This is a genomic window from Pseudomonas sp. TE4620 (assembly GCF_056279045.1).
Genome location: NZ_JBWBQO010000001.1, coordinates 5,601,655 through 5,623,764, shown reverse-complemented (window position 1 = coordinate 5,623,764; position 22,110 = coordinate 5,601,655). Strand labels below are relative to the sequence as shown.

19 protein-coding genes are annotated in these 22,110 nt (G+C 63.4%); 9 read left to right on the top strand and 10 right to left on the bottom strand.

Annotated elements, in window-relative coordinates:
• The first annotated feature begins 41 nt into the window (after nt 1-41).
• From mdtD to yccS, 4 genes are all read left to right on the top strand, one after another.
• Complete coding sequence (gene mdtD / locus ACZ9A3_RS26095; RefSeq protein ID WP_195885525.1) at nt 42-1,469, top strand: multidrug transporter subunit MdtD; 1,428 nt, start codon at nt 42-44, stop codon at nt 1,467-1,469.
• 105 nt (nt 1,470-1,574) lie between these two features.
• Nucleotides 1,575-2,912, top strand: a complete 1,338-nt coding sequence (gene dbpA, locus ACZ9A3_RS26090; RefSeq protein WP_249744453.1) for an ATP-dependent RNA helicase DbpA — start codon at nt 1,575-1,577, stop codon at nt 2,910-2,912.
• A gap of 99 nt (nt 2,913-3,011) precedes the next feature.
• Entirely contained in the window at nt 3,012-4,193 is a 1,182-nt protein-coding gene (locus tag ACZ9A3_RS26085; protein ID WP_045193795.1) for a BaiN/RdsA family NAD(P)/FAD-dependent oxidoreductase, read from the top strand.
• 118 nt (nt 4,194-4,311) lie between these two features.
• A complete protein-coding gene (gene yccS, locus ACZ9A3_RS26080) occupies nt 4,312-6,495 on the top strand; it encodes a YccS family putative transporter (protein WP_093376854.1) in 2,184 nt (727 codons plus the stop codon).
• On the opposite strand, the gene ACZ9A3_RS26075 is transcribed toward yccS, so the two are convergent.
• Complete coding sequence (locus ACZ9A3_RS26075; RefSeq protein ID WP_093376858.1) at nt 6,496-7,236, bottom strand: substrate-binding periplasmic protein; 741 nt, start codon at nt 7,234-7,236, stop codon at nt 6,496-6,498.
• Nucleotides 7,237-7,468: 232 nt separating this feature from the next.
• Here ACZ9A3_RS26075 and ACZ9A3_RS26070 point away from each other — a divergent pair, with 232 nt between their 5' ends.
• Nucleotides 7,469-7,921: a GNAT family N-acetyltransferase gene (locus ACZ9A3_RS26070; protein WP_093376860.1), complete on the top strand. Its 453-nt coding sequence runs from the start codon at nt 7,469-7,471 to the stop codon at nt 7,919-7,921.
• Nucleotides 7,922-8,001: 80 nt separating this feature from the next.
• Here ACZ9A3_RS26070 and ACZ9A3_RS26065 read toward each other — a convergent pair whose 3' ends face one another.
• The 9 genes from ACZ9A3_RS26065 to tkt form a co-directional block, all read right to left on the bottom strand.
• Nucleotides 8,002-8,298 carry a winged helix-turn-helix domain-containing protein gene (locus tag ACZ9A3_RS26065; protein ID WP_093376863.1) on the bottom strand — a complete coding sequence of 99 codons (297 nt, stop codon included), beginning with the start codon at nt 8,296-8,298 and terminating at the stop codon, nt 8,002-8,004.
• Between the two features lie 17 nt (nt 8,299-8,315).
• The gene (locus ACZ9A3_RS26060) at nt 8,316-8,816 is read right to left on the bottom strand and encodes a YgjP-like metallopeptidase domain-containing protein (RefSeq protein WP_045193804.1); all 501 of its coding nucleotides are present in this window, start codon (nt 8,814-8,816) and stop codon (nt 8,316-8,318) included.
• A 39-nt stretch (nt 8,817-8,855) separates the two neighbouring features.
• The gene (locus ACZ9A3_RS26055) at nt 8,856-10,976 is read right to left on the bottom strand and encodes a putative bifunctional diguanylate cyclase/phosphodiesterase (RefSeq protein WP_213602647.1); all 2,121 of its coding nucleotides are present in this window, start codon (nt 10,974-10,976) and stop codon (nt 8,856-8,858) included.
• Between the two features lie 213 nt (nt 10,977-11,189).
• Complete coding sequence (fba, locus tag ACZ9A3_RS26050) at nt 11,190-12,254, bottom strand: class II fructose-bisphosphate aldolase (RefSeq protein ID WP_043863595.1); 1,065 nt, start codon at nt 12,252-12,254, stop codon at nt 11,190-11,192.
• Nucleotides 12,255-12,349: 95 nt separating this feature from the next.
• A complete protein-coding gene (locus tag ACZ9A3_RS26045; RefSeq protein ID WP_045193810.1) occupies nt 12,350-12,676 on the bottom strand; it encodes an MliC family protein in 327 nt (108 codons plus the stop codon).
• Between the two features lie 51 nt (nt 12,677-12,727).
• A complete protein-coding gene (locus ACZ9A3_RS26040) occupies nt 12,728-12,946 on the bottom strand; it encodes a hypothetical protein (RefSeq protein ID WP_045193812.1) in 219 nt (72 codons plus the stop codon).
• Nucleotides 12,947-12,977: 31 nt separating this feature from the next.
• The gene (locus ACZ9A3_RS26035; RefSeq protein WP_045193813.1) at nt 12,978-14,141 is read right to left on the bottom strand and encodes a phosphoglycerate kinase; all 1,164 of its coding nucleotides are present in this window, start codon (nt 14,139-14,141) and stop codon (nt 12,978-12,980) included.
• 12 nt (nt 14,142-14,153) lie between these two features.
• On the bottom strand, nt 14,154-15,221 hold the full coding sequence (gene epd / locus ACZ9A3_RS26030; RefSeq protein ID WP_093376873.1) for an erythrose-4-phosphate dehydrogenase: 1,068 nt from the start codon (nt 15,219-15,221) through the stop codon (nt 14,154-14,156).
• Between the two features lie 103 nt (nt 15,222-15,324).
• Entirely contained in the window at nt 15,325-17,322 is a 1,998-nt protein-coding gene (gene tkt, locus ACZ9A3_RS26025; RefSeq protein ID WP_476253267.1) for a transketolase, read from the bottom strand.
• Nucleotides 17,323-17,581: 259 nt separating this feature from the next.
• Between tkt and ACZ9A3_RS26020 the strand changes: the two genes are divergently transcribed.
• The 4 genes from ACZ9A3_RS26020 to ACZ9A3_RS26005 all read left to right on the top strand — a co-directional run bounded on the left by ACZ9A3_RS26020 (nt 17,582) and on the right by ACZ9A3_RS26005 (nt 22,084).
• A complete protein-coding gene (locus ACZ9A3_RS26020) occupies nt 17,582-18,583 on the top strand; it encodes an ArsR/SmtB family transcription factor (protein ID WP_045193817.1) in 1,002 nt (333 codons plus the stop codon).
• 12 nt (nt 18,584-18,595) lie between these two features.
• Entirely contained in the window at nt 18,596-19,786 is a 1,191-nt protein-coding gene (gene metK / locus ACZ9A3_RS26015; protein WP_038997515.1) for a methionine adenosyltransferase, read from the top strand.
• A 154-nt stretch (nt 19,787-19,940) separates the two neighbouring features.
• Complete coding sequence (gene ligB / locus ACZ9A3_RS26010; RefSeq protein ID WP_371128633.1) at nt 19,941-21,629, top strand: NAD-dependent DNA ligase LigB; 1,689 nt, start codon at nt 19,941-19,943, stop codon at nt 21,627-21,629.
• Nucleotides 21,630-21,688: 59 nt separating this feature from the next.
• A complete protein-coding gene (locus ACZ9A3_RS26005; RefSeq protein ID WP_045193820.1) occupies nt 21,689-22,084 on the top strand; it encodes a DUF1090 domain-containing protein in 396 nt (131 codons plus the stop codon).
• The last annotated feature ends 26 nt before the right edge of the window (nt 22,085-22,110 follow it).

Here is a 22,110-nt window from a genome sequence, read left to right as displayed (position 1 = left end):
ACCGACCCGCGATGAGGCCCTCAAGGACTGCACACTAACCCATGCCCAACCGCGCCCCGCTGGACCCGACCACCGCCCGCTGGATTCCCTGGGTGGTGGCCATCGCCTTTTTCATGCAGTCGCTCGACGGCACCATCCTCAACACCGCCCTGCCGGCCATGGCCCGCGACCTGGCCGAAGACCCGCTGCGCATGCAGTCGGTGATCATCGCCTACATGCTCACCGTGGCCCTGCTGATCCCGGCCTCGGGCTGGATTGCCGACCGCTTTGGCACCAAGCGCATCTTCTTCGGCGCCATCCTCCTGTTCAGCCTCGGTTCGCTGCTCTGCGCCCTGGCCAGCAGCCTCGGCATGCTGGTAGCGGCACGGGTGATCCAGGGCCTGGGCGGCGCCTTGATGCTACCGGTCGGGCGCCTGGTGGTACTGCGTGCCTATCCACGCTCGGAGCTGGTGCGGATCATGAGCTTCATCACCATCCCCGGCCTGCTCGGGCCGTTGCTGGGCCCGACCATGGGCGGCTGGCTGGTGGAAATTCTCAGCTGGCACTGGATCTTCCTGCTCAACCTGCCGGTTGGCGCCATCGGCTGTTATGCGGTGTGGAAGTTCATCCCCGACCTGCGCGGCTCAGAGCGTACCCGCTTCGACGGCATCGGCTTCGTGCTGTTCGGCGCGGCAATGGTGTTGATCACCATTGCCATGGAAGGCCTGGGCGAGCTGCACCTGCCGCACCTGCGGGTAATGCTGCTGCTGTTTGCCGGCATGGCCTGCCTGGCCGCCTACTGGCTGCGCGCCGGCAGCGTCGACAACCCGCTGTTTTCGCCAAAACTGTTCCGCACCCGGACCTTTTCGGTGGGTATCCTCGGCAACCTGTTTGCCCGCCTGGGCAGCGGCGCCCTGCCGTTCCTGGTACCGCTGTTGCTGCAGGTGGCGCTGGGTTACTCACCGTCCCAGGCCGGCATGAGCATGATCCCCCTGGCCGCGGCGGCGATGGTCGCCAAGTCGATTGCCCGGCCGCTGATCGAGCGCTTCGGCTATCGCAATATTCTCACCGGCAATACCCTGCTGCTGGGCCTGCTGCTGGCAAGCCTGGGGCTGGTCGACGAACAGACGCCCTACGCCCTGTTGCTGTTGCAACTGGGCTTGCTGGGTGCAGTCAACTCGATGCAGTTCACGGCAATGAACACCGTGACCCTGATCGATCTCGACGACAACAGCGCCAGCAGCGGCAACAGCCTGCTGTCGGTAGTCGCGCAATTGTCACTGAGCCTCGGTGTGGCCTGTGCCGGCGCCCTGCTTGGCGGTTTTACCGCAGCGGGCAGTGCCGAAGGCGTCGAGAGCACCCTCGGGGCGTTCCAACTGACCTTTGTGACCATCGGCCTGATGGCCATGCTGGCGGCGGCGATCTTCATGCAGTTGTCCAGGGCAGACGGAAGGCGTGCCCCTCGTCCGGAACCGGAGATCGAGCCTTAGGGCTAAAGGCCATGAGGCTGGTACACTGCGCGACATTTTGTTTTGCAGGCCAGTCTCGTGACCACCATTGCCACCGCCTTCGCCACTTTGCCGCTGTCCGCCGCCATGCTGGCCAACCTGGACGCCCTCGGCTACGCCCAGATGACCCCGATCCAGGCCCAAAGCCTGCCGGTGATGCTCAAGGGCATGGACCTGATCGCCCAGGCCAAGACCGGCAGCGGCAAGACCGCCGCCTTCGGCATCGGCCTGCTCAACCCGCTCAACCCGCGTTACTTCGGGTGCCAGGCGCTGGTGCTGTGCCCGACCCGCGAGCTGGCCGACCAGGTGGCCAAAGAGCTGCGCCGCCTGGCCCGCAGCGAAGACAACATCAAGATTCTGACCCTCTGCGGTGGCGTGTCCCTGGGCCCGCAGATCGCTTCGCTGGAGCACGGCGCGCACATCATCGTCGGCACCCCGGGCCGCGTGCAGCAGCACCTGAGCAAAGGCACCCTGGTGCTCGATGGCCTCAACACCCTGGTGCTCGATGAAGCCGACCGCATGCTCGACATGGGCTTCTACGACGCCATCGCCGACATCATCGGCCAGACCCCGAAGCGCCGCCAGACCCTGCTGTTCTCCGCCACCTACCCGGCCGGCATCAAGCAGCTGGCCTCGGCGTTCATGCGCGACCCGCAAACCGTCAAGGTCGAGTCGCAGCACGCCGACAGCCAGATCGAGCAGCGCTTCTACGAGATCACCCCGGAACAGCGCATGGACGCGGTGAGCAAGCTGCTCGGGCACTTCCGCCCGCAGTCGTGCGTAGCGTTCTGCTTCACCAAGCAGCAGTGCCAGGAGCTGGTCGAGCACCTGCAGGCCAAGGGTATCGCCGCCCAGGCCCTGCATGGCGACCTGGAGCAGCGTGACCGCGACCAGGTCCTGACCCTGTTCGCCAACCGCAGCCTGTCGGTGCTGGTGGCCACTGACGTCGCCGCCCGCGGCCTGGATATCGACGCCCTGGACATGGTCATCAACGTCGAGCTGGCCCGCGATGCCGAGATCCACGTGCACCGCGTCGGCCGTACCGGCCGTGCCGGCGAGAAAGGCCTGGCGGTGAGCCTGGTGGCCCCGGCCGAAGGCCATCGCGCCCAGGCCATCGAAGACATGCAGAAGGCCGCCCTGCGCTGGGAACAGCTGGACAGCCTCAAGGCCCAGAATGGTGCACCGCTGCTGCCGACCATGAGCACCCTGTGCATCGCTGCCGGGCGCAAGGACAAGCTGCGCCCTGGCGACATTCTTGGCGCCCTGACCGGCGATGCCGGGCTGCCGGGCACCCAGGTCGGCAAGATTGCCATCTTCGACTTCCAGGCCTTCGTCGCCGTCGAGCGCGCGGTGGCCAAACAGGCGCTGCAGCGGCTCAACAGCGGCAAGATCAAAGGCCGCTCGTTGCGGGTGCGGATCGTCTGATTACTTTTTTCGCGGGGCAAGCCCGCTCCTACACACCCTCCCTGTAGGAGCGGGCTTGCCCCGCGATCGCTTCACCACCGAATTCTCGAGGATTTTGCAGTGCGTTCCACCGAAGTGATCATCATCGGCGCTGGCGCCGCCGGCCTGATGTGCGCCCTGAGCGCCGCCAAACGCGGCCGTCAGGTGCTGCTGCTCGACCACGCCAACAAACCGGGCAAGAAGATCCTCATGTCCGGTGGTGGCCGCTGCAACTTCACCAACATGTACACCGAGCCGAGCAATTTCCTCTCGCACAACCCGCACTTCTGCAAATCGGCCCTGGCCCGCTACACCCAGTGGGACTTCATCGAGATGGTCGGCAAGCACGGCGTGCCCTACCACGAGAAAAAGCTCGGCCAACTGTTCTGCGATAACAAGTCCAGCGACATCCTCGGCATGCTTCTGGACGAGTGCGACAACGCTGGCGCCGAGCTGCGCATGGACACCCGCATCGAGCAGATCGAAAAACTCGACAGCGGCTACCTGCTGGAAACCAGCGCCGGCCAGTTCCAGTGCCAGTCGCTGGTCATCGCCACCGGCGGCCTGTCGATCCCGACCCTGGGCGCCACCGGCTTCGGCTACCAGGTCGCCCGTCAGTTCGGTCACACCCTGCTGCCGACCCGTGCCGGCCTGGTGCCGTTCACCATCACCGAGCCGCAGCTCAAGGCGATCTGCACTGAACTGTCGGGCACCTCGGTGGATTGCGTGGCCAGCTGCAACGCCAGCAGCTTCCGCGAAAACCTGCTGTTTACCCACCGCGGCCTGAGCGGCCCGGCGATCCTGCAGATTTCTTCGTTCTGGCAGGCCGGCGACACGGTTGAGATCAACCTGCTGCCCGAGCACGACGCCCTGAGCTGGCTGCAACAGCAGCAAGCCGAGCGCCCCAACAGCGAGCTCAAGACCCTGCTCGGCGAAATCTTCACCAAGAAGATGGCCAACCTGCTGGCCGAGCACTGGTTCGTCTCCAAACCGATGAAGCAGTACACCCCGGCGGAACTGGCCCAGGTCAGCGACAAGCTCGGGGCCTGGCAGGTGGTGCCGGCCGGTACCGAGGGCTACCGCACCGCCGAGGTAACCCTGGGCGGCGTCGATACCCGCGAGGTTTCGTCGAAAACCATGGAGTCGCTGAAAAGCCCGGGGCTGTACTTTATCGGTGAAGTGCTCGACGTCAGTGGCCACCTGGGCGGCTTCAACTTCCAGTGGGCCTGGGCCTCGGCGTACGCGGCCGCGCAGTTCGTCTAACCTTCGCGGTAGAATCAGCGCATCAAGGAACAAATTTTGCTGGTCAGATGGCGGCGGTAACACCGCTGCCATCTGACTGGCTCAATTTCGATCATCGCCCAAGGCCTGCCGACCCGACATGTCATCTTCCTCGTTCAGCCAATCGTTGCGCCGCCTCTGGGCCCTGGACAAGTTCAGCTACGCCATCCGCGTTCTCATCGCCCTGACCGGCAGCATGCTGCTGTGCTGGTACAAGGACGAGATGAGCCTGCTGATCCCGCTGTTTCTGGGGATTATCGCCAGCGCCCTGGCCGAGACCGACGACAGCTGGCAGGGGCGCCTGAATGCCCTGGCGGTGACCCTGGTGTGCTTCACGGTTGCCGCGCTGTCGGTGGAGTTGCTGTTCCCCTACCCGATCATCTTCGGCTGCGCCCTGGCCCTGGCCAGCTTTGCCCTGACCATGCTCGGTGCGCTCGGCGAGCGCTACGGCGCGATTGCCTCGGCGACGCTGATTTTGTCGGTGTACACCATGATCGGCGTCGACCAGCGCGGCGGCGAAGTCACTGACTTCTGGCACGAGCCGTTGCTGTTGGTGGCCGGCGCCGCCTGGTACGGCCTGCTTTCAGTGCTATGGCAGGCGCTGTTTTCCAACCAGCCGGTGCAGCAGAGCCTGGCCCGGCTGTTCCGCGAGCTGGGTCGCTACCTCAAGCTCAAGGCCACCCTGTTCGAGCCGATCCGCCAGCTGGATGTCGAAGCCCGGCGCCTGGAACTGGCGCAGCAGAACGGCCGGGTGGTGGCCGCACTGAATGCGGCCAAGGAGATCATCCTGCACCGGGTCGGCAATGGCCGGCCTGGCTCGAAGGTCAGCCGCTACCTGAAGCTGTACTTCCTGGCCCAGGACATCCATGAGCGTGCCAGTTCTTCGCACTACCCCTACAACGCCCTGACCGAAGCCTTTTTCCACAGCGACGTGCTGTTCCGCTGCCAGCGCCTGCTGCGCCAGCAGGGCGTTGCGTGCCAGCAGTTGTCCGAATCCATCCAGCTGCGCCAGCCGTTCACCTACGACACCAGCTTCGCCCAGGCCCTGGAAGACCTGCACGCCTCGCTCGAACACCTGCGCATCCAGAGCAACCCGGCCTGGCGTGGCCTGCTGCGTTCGCTGCGGGCGCTGGCGGCAAACCTGGCGACCCTCGACCGCCTGCTCAGCGATGCCAGCAACCCCGACAACCTTGCCGATGCCAGCGACAGCAGCCTGCTCGACCGCTCGCCGCGCAACTTCAAGGACGTCTGGAGCCGCCTGCGCCAGCAGCTGACGCCGACTTCGCTGCTGTTTCGCCACGCCCTGCGCCTGCCTCTGGCGCTGTCGATCGGCTATGGCATGGTGCACCTGATTCACCCGACCCAGGGCTACTGGATCATCCTCACCACCCTGTTCGTCTGCCAGCCCAACTACGGCGCCACGCGGCGCAAGCTGGTGCAACGGATCATCGGTACGGGCATCGGCCTGACCGTCGGCTGGGCGTTGTTCGACCTGTTCCCCAGCCCGATCATCCAGTCACTGTTCGCCGTGGCCGCCGGGGTGGTGTTCTTCGTCAACCGCACCACCCGCTACACCCTGGCAACCGCAGCGATCACCCTGATGGTGCTGTTCTGCTTCAACCAGATCGGCGATGGCTACGGGCTGTTCCTGCCGCGCCTGTTCGATACCCTGGTGGGCAGCCTGATCGCCATCCTCGCCGTATTCCTGTTCCTCCCGGACTGGCAGGGCCGGCGCCTGAACAAGGTGCTGGCCAACACCTTGAGCTGCAACAGCACCTACCTGCGCCAGATCATGCAGCAGTACGCCCAGGGCAAGAGCGACGACCTCGCCTACCGCCTGGCCCGGCGCAACGCCCACAACGCCGACGCAGCGTTGTCGACCACCCTGGCCAACATGCTCATGGAGCCGGGGCATTTTCGTAAGGAGGCCGACGTCGGTTTCCGTTTTTTGGTGCTGTCGCACACCCTGCTCAGTTATCTGTCGGGCCTCGGCGCGCACCGCGACACGGCCCTGGATGCCGAGGTTCGCCAGCAGTTGATCGATGGCGCCGGGGCCAGCCTGGCCAGCAGCCTGGATGAAATCGCCGAAGGCCTGGCCAGCAAGTTGCCGGTAGCGATCCACAGTGATGCCGAAGAGGCCCTGGCCAATGAGCTTGAGCAGATGCCCGAAGAGCTCGACGAAAACCAGCGCCTGGTGCAAACCCAGCTGGCGCTGATCTGCCGGCAACTGGCGCCACTGCGCACCCTCGCCGCACACCTGATCAAGGACAGCGCGCCGGCCTGATTACAGGCCGTGCTGCTTGAGCAGCCGGGCATAACTGCCATCGGCTTTCATCTGGGCAATGGCGCGGTCGAAACCGGCGACGATCTGCTGGTGCTCGGGATTCTTCAGGCTGACGAGGATATGCAGGCTGTTCTCGCTGACCGGCTTGTCGAAGAACTCCACCGCCTCACGCACCTCTTTCGGTTCGCGCTTGAGGTAATAACCGGCAACGAACTCATCCTCCAGCGCCAGGCGTACACGCCCGGCGGCGAGCATGCCGACAGCAACGGAAAAACTGCGCACCGGAACCTTCTGCAATTGGGCGTCACTGTCGAACTCGGGCGAGTAGGCGTAATCGCGTACCACGGCGACAGGGAACGGATGGAGGTCGCTCAAGGCATTGAAGCGCAGCGCATCGCCTTTGCGCTTGAGCAGCCGAATACGGTTGGTCAGGTAGCTGGCGGAGAACTGGCCAATTTGTGTACGCGAGTCGTTGTACCAGGCGTTGACCAGCACATCGTAGCGGCCTTCCCCCACCCCCAGCAGCGCCCGGGCCCAGGGCACCTGCTCGTACTGGCTGGTATAGCCGGCACGGGTCAGGGCGGTGGTGACGATGGCTGTGGCCAGGCCGCCGTTGGCCATGCTGGCATCGGTGAACGGTGGCCAGCTGTCGGCCACCAGCCGCAGCCGGGTGGCCTGCGCCGATGTGCTCAGCAGTAGCAGTATTCCCATTGAAGCCAAGACTCGAAGCAATGGCCGCATGCTCAAATCCTTTAGCGAACCCCTGGTTCGCGCCGTTGATTTCAACTGCTTGAGAATGTTCAGTGCCTATCAGCCATCGCAGGTTACACAAAGAAGAAGTAATCGGGCAGAGGCAAATGATATCAAATGGCCTCTATTCCGGTCGACTTCGAGCCTGTATTGACCTGGCGCAATTAGACCCTCGCCGCGCAGTCTGCCATGATCAGGGCTATCAACCGCTTGAGAGACGCCCATGGCCATCGACTGGATCTGCAAACACCACAGTGACATTGGCAAGGAACAACTCTATGCCATTCTGCGACTGCGTACCGAAGTGTTCGTGGTCGAACAGAAATGTGCCTACCAGGAAGTCGATGGCCAGGACCTGGAAGGCGACACCTGCCACCTGATGGCCTGGGAAGGTGACCAGTTGCTGGCGTACCTGCGTTTGCTCGATCCACAGTCCCAGGGCGGTGACGTGGTCATAGGCCGGGTGCTGATCGCCCCCGAGGCACGTGGTCGTGGACTCGGCCATGAACTGATGGAGCATGGGCTCAAGTACGCAGAGCATTACTGGCCTGAAGTGCCGGTGTACCTGTCAGCCCAGGCGCACTTGCAGGGCTACTATGCACGCCATGGTTTCAAGGTGGCGGGAGAGGAGTATCTGGAAGACGATATCCCACACATTGGTATGCGGCGGGACTAGCAGCATCGCCGGTCAAGTCGGGTCGCCGCACCGCCGCTCCCACAATTATGTAAGAGCGGGATTGACCCGCGATGGGGCCTTCAGGGATAGCCCAGCACTTCACGAATACCGCGCAAATGCTGGGTGATCCACTGCTTGTCGATCGCCCCCCAATCGCGAATCCGGTAGTGCCCGGCATGATTGCGCGCCCCTGCCTGCTGCTCGAACTCACAGACGATGTCCAGGTCGGCCAGGGCGGCAATGGTGTCCTGGGCGGTGCGCCGCGGCATGCCGGTGGCTTCCATCAAGGCCGGGACGGTGCTGGCAGTCTGGCTGTCGATCAGCCAGGCGACATACAGCCGGCGGTAGAAACTGCTCTTGGTCTTGCTCACTTCCATTGGCAAATCCTCAGGGCCTACAGGCTGGCGGGCAGCTCGCGGTAGGTCAGGTAAACGCGCAGGTCGAATTCCAGTTGATGGTAGCCCGGCTGCATATATTCACAGAGCTGGTAGAACGCCTTGTTGTGATCGGACTCTTTCAGGTGCGCCAGTTCGTGCACCACGATCATCTTCAGAAACTGCGGCGCCGCCTCCTTGAACAACGAAGCGATGCGGATTTCCTTCTTGGCCTTGAGCTTGCCGCCCTGCACCCGCGACACCGCCGTGTGCAGGCCGAGCGCGCGGTGGGTGAGGTCAAGGCGGTTGTCGAACAGCACCTTGTCGAGGTTCGGCGCGTTGCGCAGGTGCTCCTGCTTGAGCGCCTGGGCATAGCTGTACAGCGCCTTGTCGCTTTGTACCGCGTGCCGGTCCGGGTAGCGCTGCTGCAAGTAGTCGCCCAGGCGATTGCTGGCAATCAACTGGCGAACCTGGTCTTGCAGGGCGGGTGGATAGGCTTGCAGGTACTTGAGCACGGTCATGGGCAAAACGGCTGACGGTAAAGGCGCCAGTGTACCCAACTACAGCTGCTGCCAGGCAAAAAAGCCCGGAAACGCCCCGGCATCACTGGCCGTCATCGGTCGCGCCACCAAAAAGCCCTGCACATATTCGCAGCCGTTGGCCTGCAGCCAGTGCGCCTGCTCGAGGGTTTCGACACCTTCGGCGATCACGCTGATTGCATACTGGCGACACAGGTCGATGACGCAACGCACCAGCGCCGCGTCCGCTTGCGAGCCGGGCAAGCGTGCGACCAGGTGGCGGTCGAGTTTAAGCGTGTCGATTGGCAGGTCGCGCAGCAGCCGCAGCGAACAATCGCCCGCACCAAAATCGTCGAGGGCGATGCGCACGCCCAGCTCGCGCAACTTGTGCAACTGTTTCAAAGCCACGTCGTTATTGACCATCAACGACGTCTCGGCCACCTCGACCTCCAGCTGCGCCGGATCAAGGCCCTGGATGGCGATCACCCGGCCCAGTTCCTCGGCCAGGTTGGGCATGGCGAACTGCACGCGGCTGAGGCTAATGCCCAGCACCAGTGTCGGCTCGAAGCATTCCTGCCAGTCACGCCGCTGCGCCGCGCCCTGGGCGTATATCCAGCTGGCCAGGCGCGAAATCAGCCGCGCCTCTTCCAGCAAGGGCAGGAACAACCCCGGCGGCACGTCGCCGACACTGGGGTGCTGCCAACGCAGCAGCGCCTCGAAGCCGCGTAGACGGCCGTCGGCAAATGCCACCTGCGGCTGGTAGACCAGGCTGAAATCCTTGTGCTCGATGGCGCTGCGCACCGAGTCTTCGAGCATCAGCCGCGAGCGCGCCCGGCCATTGAGGTCCTGGTCGTAGTAGCGATACTGCTGGCGCCCGGCCTGCTTGGCCGCATACATCGCAGCGTCGGCCGCGCGCAGCAGGCCGTCGAGGTTGGCGCCGCAATCGGGGTAGGTGGCAATGCCGATGCTCACGCCGAGGGTCACTTCCATGCCCTCTATCTGCTGGCAGATCGACATGCGCTCGATCACCCCCTCGGCGAAACGCGCCGCCTGCTCAGGGTATTCCAGGGCATCGAACAAGGCGGTGAACTCATCGCCGCCCATGCGCGCCAGGATCGCATTGGCGCCCAGGCAATCCTTGAGCTGCTCGGCGACCCAATGCAGCACCCGGTCGCCGGCCTCATGGCCGAGAAAATCATTGATACGTTTGAAACCGTCCAGGTCCAGGTACATCAGCGCCTGGGTCTTGTCGCTGCGCTCATTACGCACCAGGGCGCTTTCAGCGGCCTGGTAGAAGCCACGGCGGTTGAGCAGCCCGGTCAAGGGGTCGGTAACCGCCTGAAACTCCAGTTGCTGGTGCAGGTGACGCACCACCGACATGTCCAGCACCGTCACCACCATGGCGCGCTGGCCGTCGGTCAATGGCGAGCACGACAGCGCTACCGGCACCGGCTGGCCGCCGGCGGTACGCAGCAGGGCATCGTGGATACGGAAGATCTGCCGCTCCAGGTAGGCCTGGTAGAACGCCGATTCGGCCCACAAGGTCATCCCCGGCGACTGCACGAAATCCAGCAGGTTGGCACCTTGCAGCAGCTCGACCGGGGCTTGGAGCAATTGCGAAATGGCCGGGTTGGCAAAGCTGATCTCACCCTTTTCGCCCACCACCAGGATGCCTTCGGCGGCATTGTTGAGCACCGACGCGTTGAACGCCCGCGCCGCTTCCAGGTCGCGGCTCAAGCGCTGCAGCGAGCGCCGGTTGCGCTGCTGCTCGAGCAGGGCCTGAACCTTGGGCTTGAGGATTTGCGGATCGAAGGGTTTGAACAGGTAATCCACCGCACCACTGGCATAGCCCTTGAGCACAGCGGCCTGGGACTGTTCGTTGGCGGTGAGGAAGATGATCGGCGTCAACCGCGTACGCTGGCTACCGCGCATCAGGCGGGCAACCTCGAAACCGTCCATGCCCGGCATCTGCACGTCGAGCAGCACCAGGTCCACTTCATGTTCGAGCAGCGCGCTCAGGGCTTCCGTCCCCGAGCTCGCGGTGAGTACTTGCCAGTCCTGGCGGGCCAGCAAGGCCCGCATGCTGATCAGGTTTTCCGGATAATCGTCAACGACCAGCAGTACTGAGCCGCTATCGTGTGACTGAGGTTGCGCGCAATCCATGCTGCTTCTCTTAAGGCACCAATGCCGGGCTTCGGCTGAAATCTGTGCGTAACTCTAGACCCGGCTGCCATAAATCTGAAGTCAGCACATTGCCATCATGGGCGGAATGGCCTGTTAGCCGACTAACGGTCTGTCCGTCCGGGCCATGCGCATTGCCTTCCTGGCGCGCAGGCACAAAAAAGCCCGCATCGCTGCGGGCTTTTCTGTTCAGGCTTAGTTGACCTTGGCGGCCAGCTCACCTTTGGCGTAGCGCTGGAACATCGCTTCGAGGGAGATCGGCTTGATCTTCGAGGCGTTACCAGCAGTGCCGAAGGCTTCGTAACGGGCGATGCAGACGTCGCGCATGGCCTTGACGGTTTCGCCGAAGAACTTGCGTGGGTCGAATTCGCTCGGGTTGGTGGCCATCAAGCGACGCATGGCACCGGTGGACGCCAGGCGCAGGTCGGTGTCGATGTTGACCTTGCGCACGCCGTACTTGATGCCTTCGACGATTTCTTCAACCGGCACGCCGTAGGTTTCCTTGATGTCGCCGCCGTACTGGTTGATGATCGCCAGCCACTCTTGCGGTACCGAGGACGAACCGTGCATCACCAGGTGGGTGTTGGGGATGCGCTTGTGGATTTCCTTGATGCGGTCGATCGCCAGCACGTCGCCAGTAGGCGGCTTGGTGAACTTGTAAGCACCGTGGCTGGTACCGATGGCGATGGCCAGGGCATCGACCTGAGTGCGCTTGACGAAGTCGGCAGCTTCTTCCGGATCGGTCAGCATCTGGCTGTGATCCAGTACGCCTTCGGCGCCGATACCGTCTTCTTCACCGGCCATGCCGGTTTCCAGCGAACCCAGGCAGCCCAGCTCGCCTTCAACCGAAACGCCGCAGGCGTGAGCCATGGCAACGGTTTGCTGGGTAACACGGACGTTGTAGTCGTAGTCAGTCGGGGTCTTGCCGTCTTCGCCCAGCGAGCCGTCCATCATCACCGAGCTGAAGCCCAGCTGGATCGAGCGCTGGCAGACGTCAGGGCTGGTGCCGTGGTCCTGGTGCATGCACACCGGGATGTGCGGGAATTCTTCGATCGCAGCCAGGATCAGGTGGCGCAGGAACGGCGCGCCGGCGTATTTGCGGGCACCGGCCGAGGCCTGGACAATCACCGGGGAGTCGGTCTTGTCAGCGGCTTCCATGATGGCGCGCATCTGCTCGAGGTTGTTGACGTTGAAAGCTGGAACGCCGTAGCCGAATTCAGCGGCGTGGTCCAGCATCTGGCGCATGCTAATGAGTGCCATTGTGTATCTCTCTCCCGACAAGCGTCGTTTTTCGTGCAAGCCTGCCGCAGCGGCGGTTGCTATTCAAGTAGTGTGGGCCTTCGAGGCCCGGCCAGTCACGGCGCCTTGCAGCCCCGCCCTATCAAATCGTTGGTGGCGACCCAGTACACCAGGCCTTCGTCACCCTTGCTGTGGAACGCCAGCACTCCATCGCTGTACAACGCACCCGAGCCACTGGGCTCCGGCTTGAGCCGGTAGACCTGGTCGCCGCCACCCAGGCGTACGTCCACCTCCTGCTGGCTGCTGTCGGCAAAGCGCCAGAGCACTTCAACCTGGCTGTCGCAGACCCAGCGGGTCCAGTTGTCGGCCGGTGCCGGCGCAGGCTTGAGGCTTGCGCAACCACCGAGTACTGCCAGGGCCATCAAGGCCGCAACCGCTTTCATCCAATATCCTCTAGCAGACCACAAACCGGCCGGTAGGTTGCCGTGAACCGATCAAGGGCAACCCTGGGCCCGGCGCTGATGTTCGTCGTCGTATTTTTCCAGGCCATCCGGGCCCAGCCTTTTGTTGATCACCGGTGCCGTTTCAGCCTGCCATTCAGACTGATAGCAGCCGCCTTTCGGCGCGCCGGGCTTTGCCGGCGCCTGCTCCGGGTTACTGGAGCAAGCGCCGAGCAGACCGGCCAGGATAATCACAGGCAATTGCTTGACCATGCAGGTCGCTCCCTTTGCCAGGCCGAATGGATCAGGCCTTGGCTCGCTGTTCCAGCACTTCAACGGCCGGCAGCACTTTACCTTCGACGAACTCGAGGAAAGCACCGCCACCGGTAGAAATGTAGGAGATTTGCTCGGCAACGCCATATTTGTCGATGGCCGCCAGGGTATCGCCACCACCGGCAATGGAGAACGCCGCGCTCTCGGCGATGGCCTGGGCCAGGACCTTGGTGCCATTACCGAACTGGTCGAATTCAAATACGCCGACCGGGCCGTTCCAGAGGATGGTCTTCGACGACTTCAGCAGCTCGGCGAAGTTGGCCGCGGTTTGCGGGCCGATGTCGAGGATCATGTCGTCTTCGGCAACGTCGGCAACCAGTTTGACGGTCGCGGCGGCGCTTTCGGCGAATTCCTTGGCAACCACGACGTCCACTGGCAGCGGTACGTTGACCTTGGCAGCGATGGCCTTGGCGGTGTCTATCAGGTCAGGCTCGTACAGCGACTTGCCGACCGGGTGACCGGCCGCGGCCAGGAAGGTGTTGGCGATGCCGCCGCCGACGATCAGCAGGTCGCAGATCTGGCTCAGGCTGTTGAGCACGTCCAGCTTGGTCGACACCTTGGAGCCGGCAACGATCGCCGCCATCGGCTTGGCCGGGGCTTTCAGGGCCTTGCCCAGGGCATCCAGCTCGGCCGCCAGCAGCGGGCCGGCAGCAGCGACCTTGGCGAACTTGGCTACGCCGTGGGTCGAGCCTTCGGCGCGGTGAGCGGTACCGAAGGCGTCCATCACGAACACATCGCACAGGGCGGCGTACTTCTGCGCCAGCTCGTCGGCGTTCTTCTTCTCGCCCTTGTTGAAGCGCACGTTCTCGAACAGGACGATGTCACCGGCCTTGATTTCGACACCGTCGAGGTAGTCGGCAACCAGCGGCACGTCGCGGCCCAGGGCCTTGCTCAGGTACTCGGCGACCGGCTTGAGGCTGTTCTCGGCAGAGAACTCGCCTTCGCTCGGGCGGCCCAGGTGCGAGCAGACCATCACGGCCGCGCCCTTTTCCAGGGCCAGCTTGATGGTCGGCAGCGAAGCGAGGATGCGCGCATCGCTGGCAACCACACCGTCCTTCACAGGCACGTTGAGGTCTTCGCGGATCAGTACGCGCTTACCTTGCAGATCGAGGTCGGTCATCTTCAACACGGTCATGAATGCAGTCCTTCAGGGCTGTTTACAAGTGGAGCGGGTTTGATTGACGACGTGCAGAAAGTGATCGGCAACGTCGAGCATACGGTTGGCAAAACCCCATTCGTTGTCGAACCAGGCCAGCAGGTTGACCAGCCGGGGGCCGGAAACGCGGGTCTGGCTGGCATCGACAATCGCCGAATGCGGGTCATGGTTGAAATCACAACTGGCGTGCGGCAGTTCAGTGTAGGCCAGCAGCCCCTGCAGCGGGCCGCTCAGGGCGGCTTCGCGCAGCACCCGGTTGACCTCGGCCGCGGTGGTGTCGCGGGCGGTCTGCAGGGTGATGTCCAGGCACGACACATTGACGGTCGGCACGCGTACGGCTTTGGCCTGAATTCGCCCGGCAAGTTCCGGCAGCAGCCGTTCGATACCACGGGCAAGGCCCGTGGACACCGGGATCACCGACTGGAACGCCGAACGGGTACGGCGCAAGTCTTCGTGGTGATAGGCGTCGATGACCGGCTGGTCGTTCATCGCCGAGTGGATGGTGGTAATCGACACGTACTCCAGGCCAAAAGCCTGGTCCAGCACCCGCAACAGCGGCACGCCGCAGTTGGTGGTGCAGGAGGCGTTGGACACCAGCTTCTCGCTGCCGTCCAGGCAATCCTGGTTGATTCCGTAGACCACCGTGGCGTCGACATCCGCCTCGCTGGCCATGGGCTGGGAAAACAGCACCCGCGGCGCGCCGGCGTCGAGAAAACGCATGGCATCGGCGCGGGTGTTGTAGGCGCCGGAGCACTCCAGCACCAGGTCGACGCCCAGCGCCGCCCAGTCGATCCCTTCCGGGGTGGCACTGCGCAAGACTTTCACGCAGTCGCCATTGATATGCAGACAATCGCCGTCGACCTTCACCTCTCCGGGGAAACGCCCGTGGGTGGAGTCGAAGCGTGTCAGGTATTCGATACTGGCCTGGTCGGCCAGGTCGTTCAGCGCAACGATCTCGAAGCCCGCCTTCGCCCCCCGTTCAAAGAGTGCGCGCAAGACGCAACGACCAATACGGCCGTAGCCGTTGAGTGCAACTTTGTAAGGACGCGATTGGGGCATGGGATGCTCACGGAACAGAAGCGTTATCTGCAATCGCGGGGCAAGCCCGCTCCTACAGAACTGTAGGAGCGGGCTTGCCCCGCGATGATTCCAGCACTGTTGATCAGTCTTCCAGCAGCTCTTCAGCAGTACCCAGGATGTTTTCCAGGGTGAAACCGAACTCTTCGAACAGGGCCGATGCAGGTGCCGACTCGCCGTAGGTGGTCATGCCGATGACGCGGCCTTCGAGGCCGACGTACTTGTACCAGAAGTCGGCGTGGGCCGCTTCGATGGCGATCCGCGCGCCGACTTGCAGTGGCAGTACCGACTGCTTGTAGCCAGCATCCTGGGCATCGAACACGCTGGTCGACGGCATCGACACGACGCGGACCTTGCGGCCTTGCTCGGTCAGCTTGTCGAACGCCTGAACCGCCAGGCCGACTTCGGAACCGGTGGCGATCAGGATCAGCTCAGGCTCGCCGGCGCAGTCCTTGAGGACGTAGCCGCCGCGGCTGATGTTGGCGATCTGCCCGGCATCACGCTCTTGGTGCTGCAGGTTCTGACGCGAGAAGATCAGCGCCGACGGGCCGTCTTTACGCTCCAGGGCAAACTTCCAGGAGACCGCCGACTCGACGGCATCGGCTGGGCGCCAGGTGTCCAGGTTCGGGGTGCTGCGCAGGCTGGTCAGTTGCTCGATCGGCTGGTGGGTCGGGCCGTCTTCGCCAAGACCAATGGAGTCGTGGGTGTAGACGTGGATGACTCGCTGCTTCATCAGCGCCGACATGCGCACCGCGTTGCGGGCGTATTCCATGAACATCAGGAAGGTCGCGCCGTAAGGCACCAGGCCGCCGTGCAGGGCGACGCCGTTCATGATCGCGGTCATGCCGAACTCGCGCACGCCGTAGAACATGTAGTTGCCGCTGGCGTCTTCAGCGCTGACGCCTTTGCAGCCTTTCCACAGGGTCAGGTTGGAACCGGCCAGGTCAGCCGAGCCGCCGAGCAGTTCAGGCAGCAGCGGGCCGAAGGCGTTCAAGGCGTTCTGGCTGGCTTTACGGCTGGCGATGGTCTCGCCCTTGGCCGCGACTTCAGCGATGTAGGCTGCTGCTTTCTCGGCGAAATCGACCGGCAGGTCACCGCTCAGGCGACGCACCAGTTCGTTGGCCAGCTCCGGGTGAGCGGCGGAGTAGGCAGCGAAACGCTGGTCCCATTCGGCTTCGACGGCCTTGCCGGCTTCCTTGGCATCCCACTCGGCGTAGATCTCAGCCGGGATTTCAAACGGGCCGTGGTTCCAGTTCAGCTCTTTGCGCGCCAGGGCGATTTCGTCGTTGCCCAGCGGAGCACCGTGGCAATCTTCCTTGCCCTGCTTGTTCGGCGAGCCGAAACCGATGATGGTCTTGCAGCAGATCAGGGTCGGCTGCTCGCTCTTGCGCGCGGTGTCGATGGCGGTGCGGATTTCGTCGGCGTCATGGCCGTCGACATTGCGGATCACCTGCCAGTTGTAGGCTTCGAAACGCTTAGGGGTGTCATCGGTGAACCAGCCTTCGACTTCGCCGTCGATGGAGATGCCGTTGTCGTCGTAGAAGGCGATCAGCTTGCCCAGGCCCAGGGTACCGGCCAGGGAAGCGACTTCGTGGGAAATACCTTCCATCATGCAACCGTCACCCAGGAACACATAGGTGTGGTGGTCGACGACGTTGTGGCCTGCGCGGTTGAACTGGCCAGCCAGGACTTTTTCCGCCAGGGCGAAACCGACGGCGTTGGCCAGGCCCTGGCCCAGCGGGCCAGTGGTGGTCTCGACGCCCGGGGTGTAACCGAACTCCGGGTGGCCCGGGGTACGGCTGTGCAGTTGACGGAAGCTTTTCAGGTCGTCGATCGACAGGTCGTAGCCAGTCAGGTGCAGCAGCGAGTAGATCAGCATCGAACCGTGGCCGTTGGACAGCACGAAGCGGTCGCGGTCGGCGAAGTTCGGGTTGGTCGGGTTGTGCTTCAGGTAGTCACGCCACAGAACCTCGGCGATATCCGCCATGCCCATAGGGGCACCGGGGTGGCCGCTGTTGGCCTTTTGCACGGCATCCATGCTGAGGGCACGAATGGCGTTGGCACGCTCACGACGGCTGGGCATCGCTTATCTCCTGGGTGTTGAATTAGTTACGAAACGAAAAAAGGCGGCCATTTTCGCCCAGGCACGTGTCCGGGGGCAATGACGGATGGTCGATGCAGCATGATTTTCCTGTGATTGAGCAAAGAATCAGGCGTTAACCCGGGCAAACAGCCGGATCGGTCGCTTGGCCTGCGACGAATTGCCCCGCTTATCGAGCAATATCAAAACTTTTTGATATTGGCCTTGCGAGGCAATCGTTGCCTGACTAGACTGCCGCTCCATGAACCTACCCGTGCCGTCGATCCGCCAAGAGCAAAGCGATGCGCTGGCTGCCCTGTGCAAAGCCGGCGGCGACCCGCTGCGCCTTAACGTATTGCGCGCCCTGGCCAGCGATTCGTTCGGCGTACTGGAACTGGCGCAGATCTTCGCCATTGGCCAGTCGGGCATGAGCCATCACCTCAAGGTCCTGGCCCAGGCAGGCCTGGTCGCGACCCGCCGCGAAGGCAATGCGATCTTTTACCGCCGCGCCCTGCCCGATGGCCTGAGCCTGGGCGGCAAGCTGCATGCGGCATTACTTGAAGAAGTCGACGGGCTGAGTCTGGCCGATGAGGTCCAGGCCCGTATCGCCCAGGTGCAACAACGCCGGGCTGCCACCAGCCAGGACTTTTTCCTGCGTGTTGAAGAGAAATTTCGCGCCCAGCAGGATTTGATTGCCGGCTTGCCGCAGTACCGCGAAAGCTTGCTGGCCCTGCTCGACAAGCTCAGTTTTGAAGCCGGCGCCGAGGCCCTTGAAGTGGGCCCCGGCGATGGCGAGTTTCTTCCCGAGCTGGCCCGGCGCTTTGCCCGGGTCACCGCCCTGGACAACAGCCCGACCATGCTCGACCTGGCCCGTAGGGTCTGCGAGCGTGAAGGTCTGGCTAATGTGAACCTGCAGTTGGCCGATGCACTCAGTGCAACGGATGTGGAAGCCGACTGCGTAGTGCTGAACATGGTCCTGCACCATTTCAGCGCCCCGGCCGAAGCCCTGCGGCAGCTGGCCAACCGCGTGAAACCAGGCGGAAGCCTGTTGGTAACAGAGTTGTGCAGCCACGACCAGAGCTGGGCCAGAGAGGCCTGTGGCGATATCTGGCTGGGCTTCGAGCAGGACGACCTGGCCCGTTGGGCCAGCGCTGCGGGACTGGCTCCCGGGGACAGCCTCTATGTGGGCTTACGTAATGGTTTCCAGATTCAGGTCCGCCATTTTCAGCGACCGGCTGGCGACATCACCATCGGTAAATTTTAGGAACCCGTCGAGATGAGCGAATACTCCCTTTTCACCTCCGAGTCCGTGTCTGAAGGGCATCCGGACAAAATCGCCGACCAGATTTCGGATGCGGTGCTGGACGCCATCATCACCCAGGACAAATTCGCCCGCGTGGCGTGCGAAACCCTGGTAAAAACCGGCGTCGCGATCATCGCTGGCGAAGTCACCACCTCGGCCTGGGTCGATCTGGAAGACATCGTTCGCAAAGTCATCGTCGATATTGGCTACAACAGCTCCGACGTTGGCTTCGATGGCGCGACCTGCGCGGTCATGAACATCATCGGCAAGCAATCGGTAGACATCGCCCAGGGCGTTGACCGCAGCAAGCCTGAAGACCAGGGCGCCGGCGACCAGGGCCTGATGTTCGGCTACGCCAGCAACGAAACCGACGTGCTGATGCCAGCACCGATCTGCTTCTCGCACCGTCTGGTCGAGCGCCAGGCCGAAGCGCGCAAGTCCGGCCTGCTGCCGTGGCTGCGCCCGGACGCCAAATCGCAGGTTACCTGCCGTTACGAAGGCGGCAAGGTAGTGGGTATCGACGCCGTGGTGCTGTCGACCCAGCACAACCCTGAAGTGTCGCAAAAAGACCTGCAGGAAGCGGTGATGGAGCTGATCGTCAAGCACACCCTGCCGGCCGAACTGCTGCACAAGGACACCCAGTTCCACATCAACCCGACCGGCCAGTTCATCATCGGTGGCCCGGTAGGCGACTGCGGCCTGACCGGTCGCAAGATCATCGTCGACAGCTACGGCGGCATGGCCCGTCACGGCGGTGGCGCGTTCTCCGGCAAGGACCCGTCCAAGGTTGACCGCTCCGCCGCCTACGCCGGGCGCTACGTGGCCAAGAATATCGTCGCCGCCGGCCTCGCCGAGCGTTGCGAGATCCAGGTTTCCTACGCCATTGGTGTCGCTCAGCCGACGTCGATCTCGCTGAACACCTTCGGCACCGGCAAGATCTCCGACGACAAGATCGTCCAGCTGGTGCGCGAGTGCTTCGACCTGCGTCCGTACGCGATCACCACCATGCTCGACCTGCTGCACCCGATGTACCAGGAAACCGCTGCCTACGGTCACTTCGGCCGTATCCCGCAGCAGAAGACTGTCGGCGACGACACCTTCACCACCTTCACCTGGGAACGCACCGACCGCGTCGACGCCCTGCGCGCTGCTGCCGGTCTGTAAGGGCTGAAGCTACAAGCTGCAAGTTGCAAGCGAAGCCCCGGCCGGGTGACTGGTCGGGGCTTTTTCATTGGTCTAGACACATGACCTGACATGTTGAACACCTTCAAGGCGCTCAATCTTTCCTAGGCTTGGTATTCCACCCCGCCGAGCAAGGATGCTCGCCATGCTGCACACGCCCCTGCTGTCCCTTCTGCTCTTCTTCTGGCTGCTTCCGGCACACGCGCAGACTTGCCCCGACTGGCCGTCTGTTCAGGCCCGGGCTGAAATCCGCCAGCTCCAGCAGACGCTTGCCGACTGGGACGATCACTATCACCGTCAGGGTGTCTCGCTGGTCGCTGACGAACTCTATGACCAGAGCCGCACACGCCTGGGCCATCTGCAAAGCTGCTTCCCGACGCCAGCCAGGCCGCAGGACAGCCCGTTGAAAACCGCTGTCGGCCCCTTGCGCCACCCGATTGCCCATACCGGCCTTGGCAAGCTGGCCGACGATGCGGCGGTCAAAGCCTGGATGCACGGCAAGCAAGAGCTGTGGATTCAACCCAAGGTCGATGGCGTGGCCGCTACCCTGGTTTATCGCGACGGCAAGCTGGTGCAACTGATCAGCCGCGGCGACGGCGTCCATGGCCACGACTGGAGCCGGCACATCCCGGCCCTGGGCACACTCAACCAGCAGTTGCCCGAGCCCCTCGACCTGGTGCTCCAGGGCGAACTGTTCTGGCGCCTGGACGGCCACGTACAGGCCAATGCCGGCAGCCTCAACGCCCGCGGCAATGTCGCCGGCCTGCTGGCGCGCAAACGTATCAGTGCCGAACAGGGCGCGGTGGTCGGCTTGTTTGTCTGGGCCTGGCCACTGGGGCCGGCCGATCAGCGCGAACGACTCAAAGGCTTGAGCGCGTTGGGTTTTGAGCATAGCGAGCGTTACAGCGAGCCCTTGAGCAGCTTCGCCGAGGCTGCCCGCTGGCGCGAACACTGGTACCGCAGCCCGCTGCCCTTCGCCAGCGACGGCGTGGTGCTGCGCCAGGGCCAGCGCCCACACGGCAGTCGTTGGCAAGCGCGCGACCCGTACTGGGCAACCGCGTGGAAATACCCCTTTGCCCAGGCGCTGGCGCAAGTCCGGGGCGTACACTTCAACATCGGCCGTACCGGGCGTATCACCCCGGTGCTGAAGATCGAGCCGGTGCAACTGGATGACCGGCAGATCCGCCAGGTCAGCCTCGGCTCCTTCCAACGCTGGCAGCAGCTGGACATCCGCCCCGGCGACCAGGTGGCCATCAGCCTCGCCGGGCTGACCATTCCACGCCTGGATGAGGTGGTGCACCGCAGTGTTCAACGCATGGACATCGCAACCCCTGACCCTGCCCACTACCACTCGCTAAGTTGCTGGCAACCCGACGATGGCTGCCGTAGCCAATTCGTCGCCCGCCTCAATTGGCTCAGCTCCAAGCAAGGCCTGAACATGCCCCGTTTGGGCCCAGGCACCTGGGAAAAACTCATCGACAGTGGCCATGTGCAAGGCCTGGGCGACTGGCTCGACCTGCAGGATGAAGACTTGCAATCGGTGCCAGGGCTTGGCGAACGCAGCCGCCAGCAGTTACTGCAAGCCTTCGACCAGGCCCGCCAGCAACCCTTTGTTCGCTGGCTCAGTGCCCTCGGCGTTCCAGCCGCGACGCCGTTGGCAGCGGACACCACCTGGGCAGACCTGCGCCAGCGCGATGCCGGGCAATGGCTGGCCGAGCCGGGTGTTGGCCCAGGCCGCAGCGCGCAATTGCTGGCATTTTTCCGCTCACCGCAGGTGCAGATAGTGGCCGAACAATTGCGCAGACACACAATCGAGGGTTTCTAATTTCGCCGGATCAGGGCAGCATCATGGATTCTGCCAAGCCCGCGACAACGGAGCCCCTAATGAAACTGCTTTCCCCGCTTGCCCTGTTCACCGTCTGTTCACTCCTGGCCACGCCCCTGCTGGCTGCCGAACAACAGCCAGGCCTGACCGGTTGCGCAGCCAAGAAGCAAGCCATCAGCGAACAGATCGAACAGGCTCGCGCCCATGGCAACAGCAATCAGCAAGCCGGCCTGGAAAAAGCCCTCAGCGAAGTGACCGAGCATTGCACCGATGCCAGCCTGCGCAAAGAGCGCGAACAGAAAGTCCTCGATGCCCGTCACGAAGTGAACCAGCGCACCAAGGACCTGGACAAGGCCATGAAAAAAGGTGACGCCGAGAAGATCAACAAGCGCAAGGACAAGCTGGCAGAGTCCAAGCAGGAGCTGCAAGACGCTCTGAAAGAGCTGGAGAAGTAACTGACAGCGTTATTGTCGGAGCGGAT

Bases quoted from the DNA above. Each gene is read 5' to 3' on its own strand.
- mdtD (WP_195885525.1), top strand. From the start codon at position 42: ATGCCCAACCGCGCCCCGCTGGACCCGACCACCGCCCGCTGGATTCCC.
- dbpA (WP_249744453.1), top strand. From the start codon at position 1,575: ATGCTGGCCAACCTGGACGCCCTCGGCTACGCCCAGATGACCCCGATC.
- yccS (WP_093376854.1), top strand. From the start codon at position 4,312: ATGTCATCTTCCTCGTTCAGCCAATCGTTGCGCCGCCTCTGGGCCCTG.
- ACZ9A3_RS26075 (WP_093376858.1), bottom strand. From the start codon at position 7,236: ATGCGGCCATTGCTTCGAGTCTTGGCTTCAATGGGAATACTGCTACTG.
- ACZ9A3_RS26070 (WP_093376860.1), top strand. From the start codon at position 7,469: ATGGCCATCGACTGGATCTGCAAACACCACAGTGACATTGGCAAGGAA.
- ACZ9A3_RS26065 (WP_093376863.1), bottom strand. From the start codon at position 8,298: ATGGAAGTGAGCAAGACCAAGAGCAGTTTCTACCGCCGGCTGTATGTC.
- ACZ9A3_RS26060 (WP_045193804.1), bottom strand. From the start codon at position 8,816: ATGACCGTGCTCAAGTACCTGCAAGCCTATCCACCCGCCCTGCAAGAC.
- ACZ9A3_RS26055 (WP_213602647.1), bottom strand. From the start codon at position 10,976: ATGGATTGCGCGCAACCTCAGTCACACGATAGCGGCTCAGTACTGCTG.
- fba (WP_043863595.1), bottom strand. From the start codon at position 12,254: ATGGCACTCATTAGCATGCGCCAGATGCTGGACCACGCCGCTGAATTC.
- ACZ9A3_RS26045 (WP_045193810.1), bottom strand. From the start codon at position 12,676: ATGAAAGCGGTTGCGGCCTTGATGGCCCTGGCAGTACTCGGTGGTTGC.
- ACZ9A3_RS26040 (WP_045193812.1), bottom strand. From the start codon at position 12,946: ATGGTCAAGCAATTGCCTGTGATTATCCTGGCCGGTCTGCTCGGCGCT.
- ACZ9A3_RS26035 (WP_045193813.1), bottom strand. From the start codon at position 14,141: ATGACCGTGTTGAAGATGACCGACCTCGATCTGCAAGGTAAGCGCGTA.
- epd (WP_093376873.1), bottom strand. From the start codon at position 15,221: ATGCCCCAATCGCGTCCTTACAAAGTTGCACTCAACGGCTACGGCCGT.
- tkt (WP_476253267.1), bottom strand. From the start codon at position 17,322: ATGCCCAGCCGTCGTGAGCGTGCCAACGCCATTCGTGCCCTCAGCATG.
- ACZ9A3_RS26020 (WP_045193817.1), top strand. From the start codon at position 17,582: ATGAACCTACCCGTGCCGTCGATCCGCCAAGAGCAAAGCGATGCGCTG.
- metK (WP_038997515.1), top strand. From the start codon at position 18,596: ATGAGCGAATACTCCCTTTTCACCTCCGAGTCCGTGTCTGAAGGGCAT.
- ligB (WP_371128633.1), top strand. From the start codon at position 19,941: ATGCTCGCCATGCTGCACACGCCCCTGCTGTCCCTTCTGCTCTTCTTC.
- ACZ9A3_RS26005 (WP_045193820.1), top strand. From the start codon at position 21,689: ATGAAACTGCTTTCCCCGCTTGCCCTGTTCACCGTCTGTTCACTCCTG.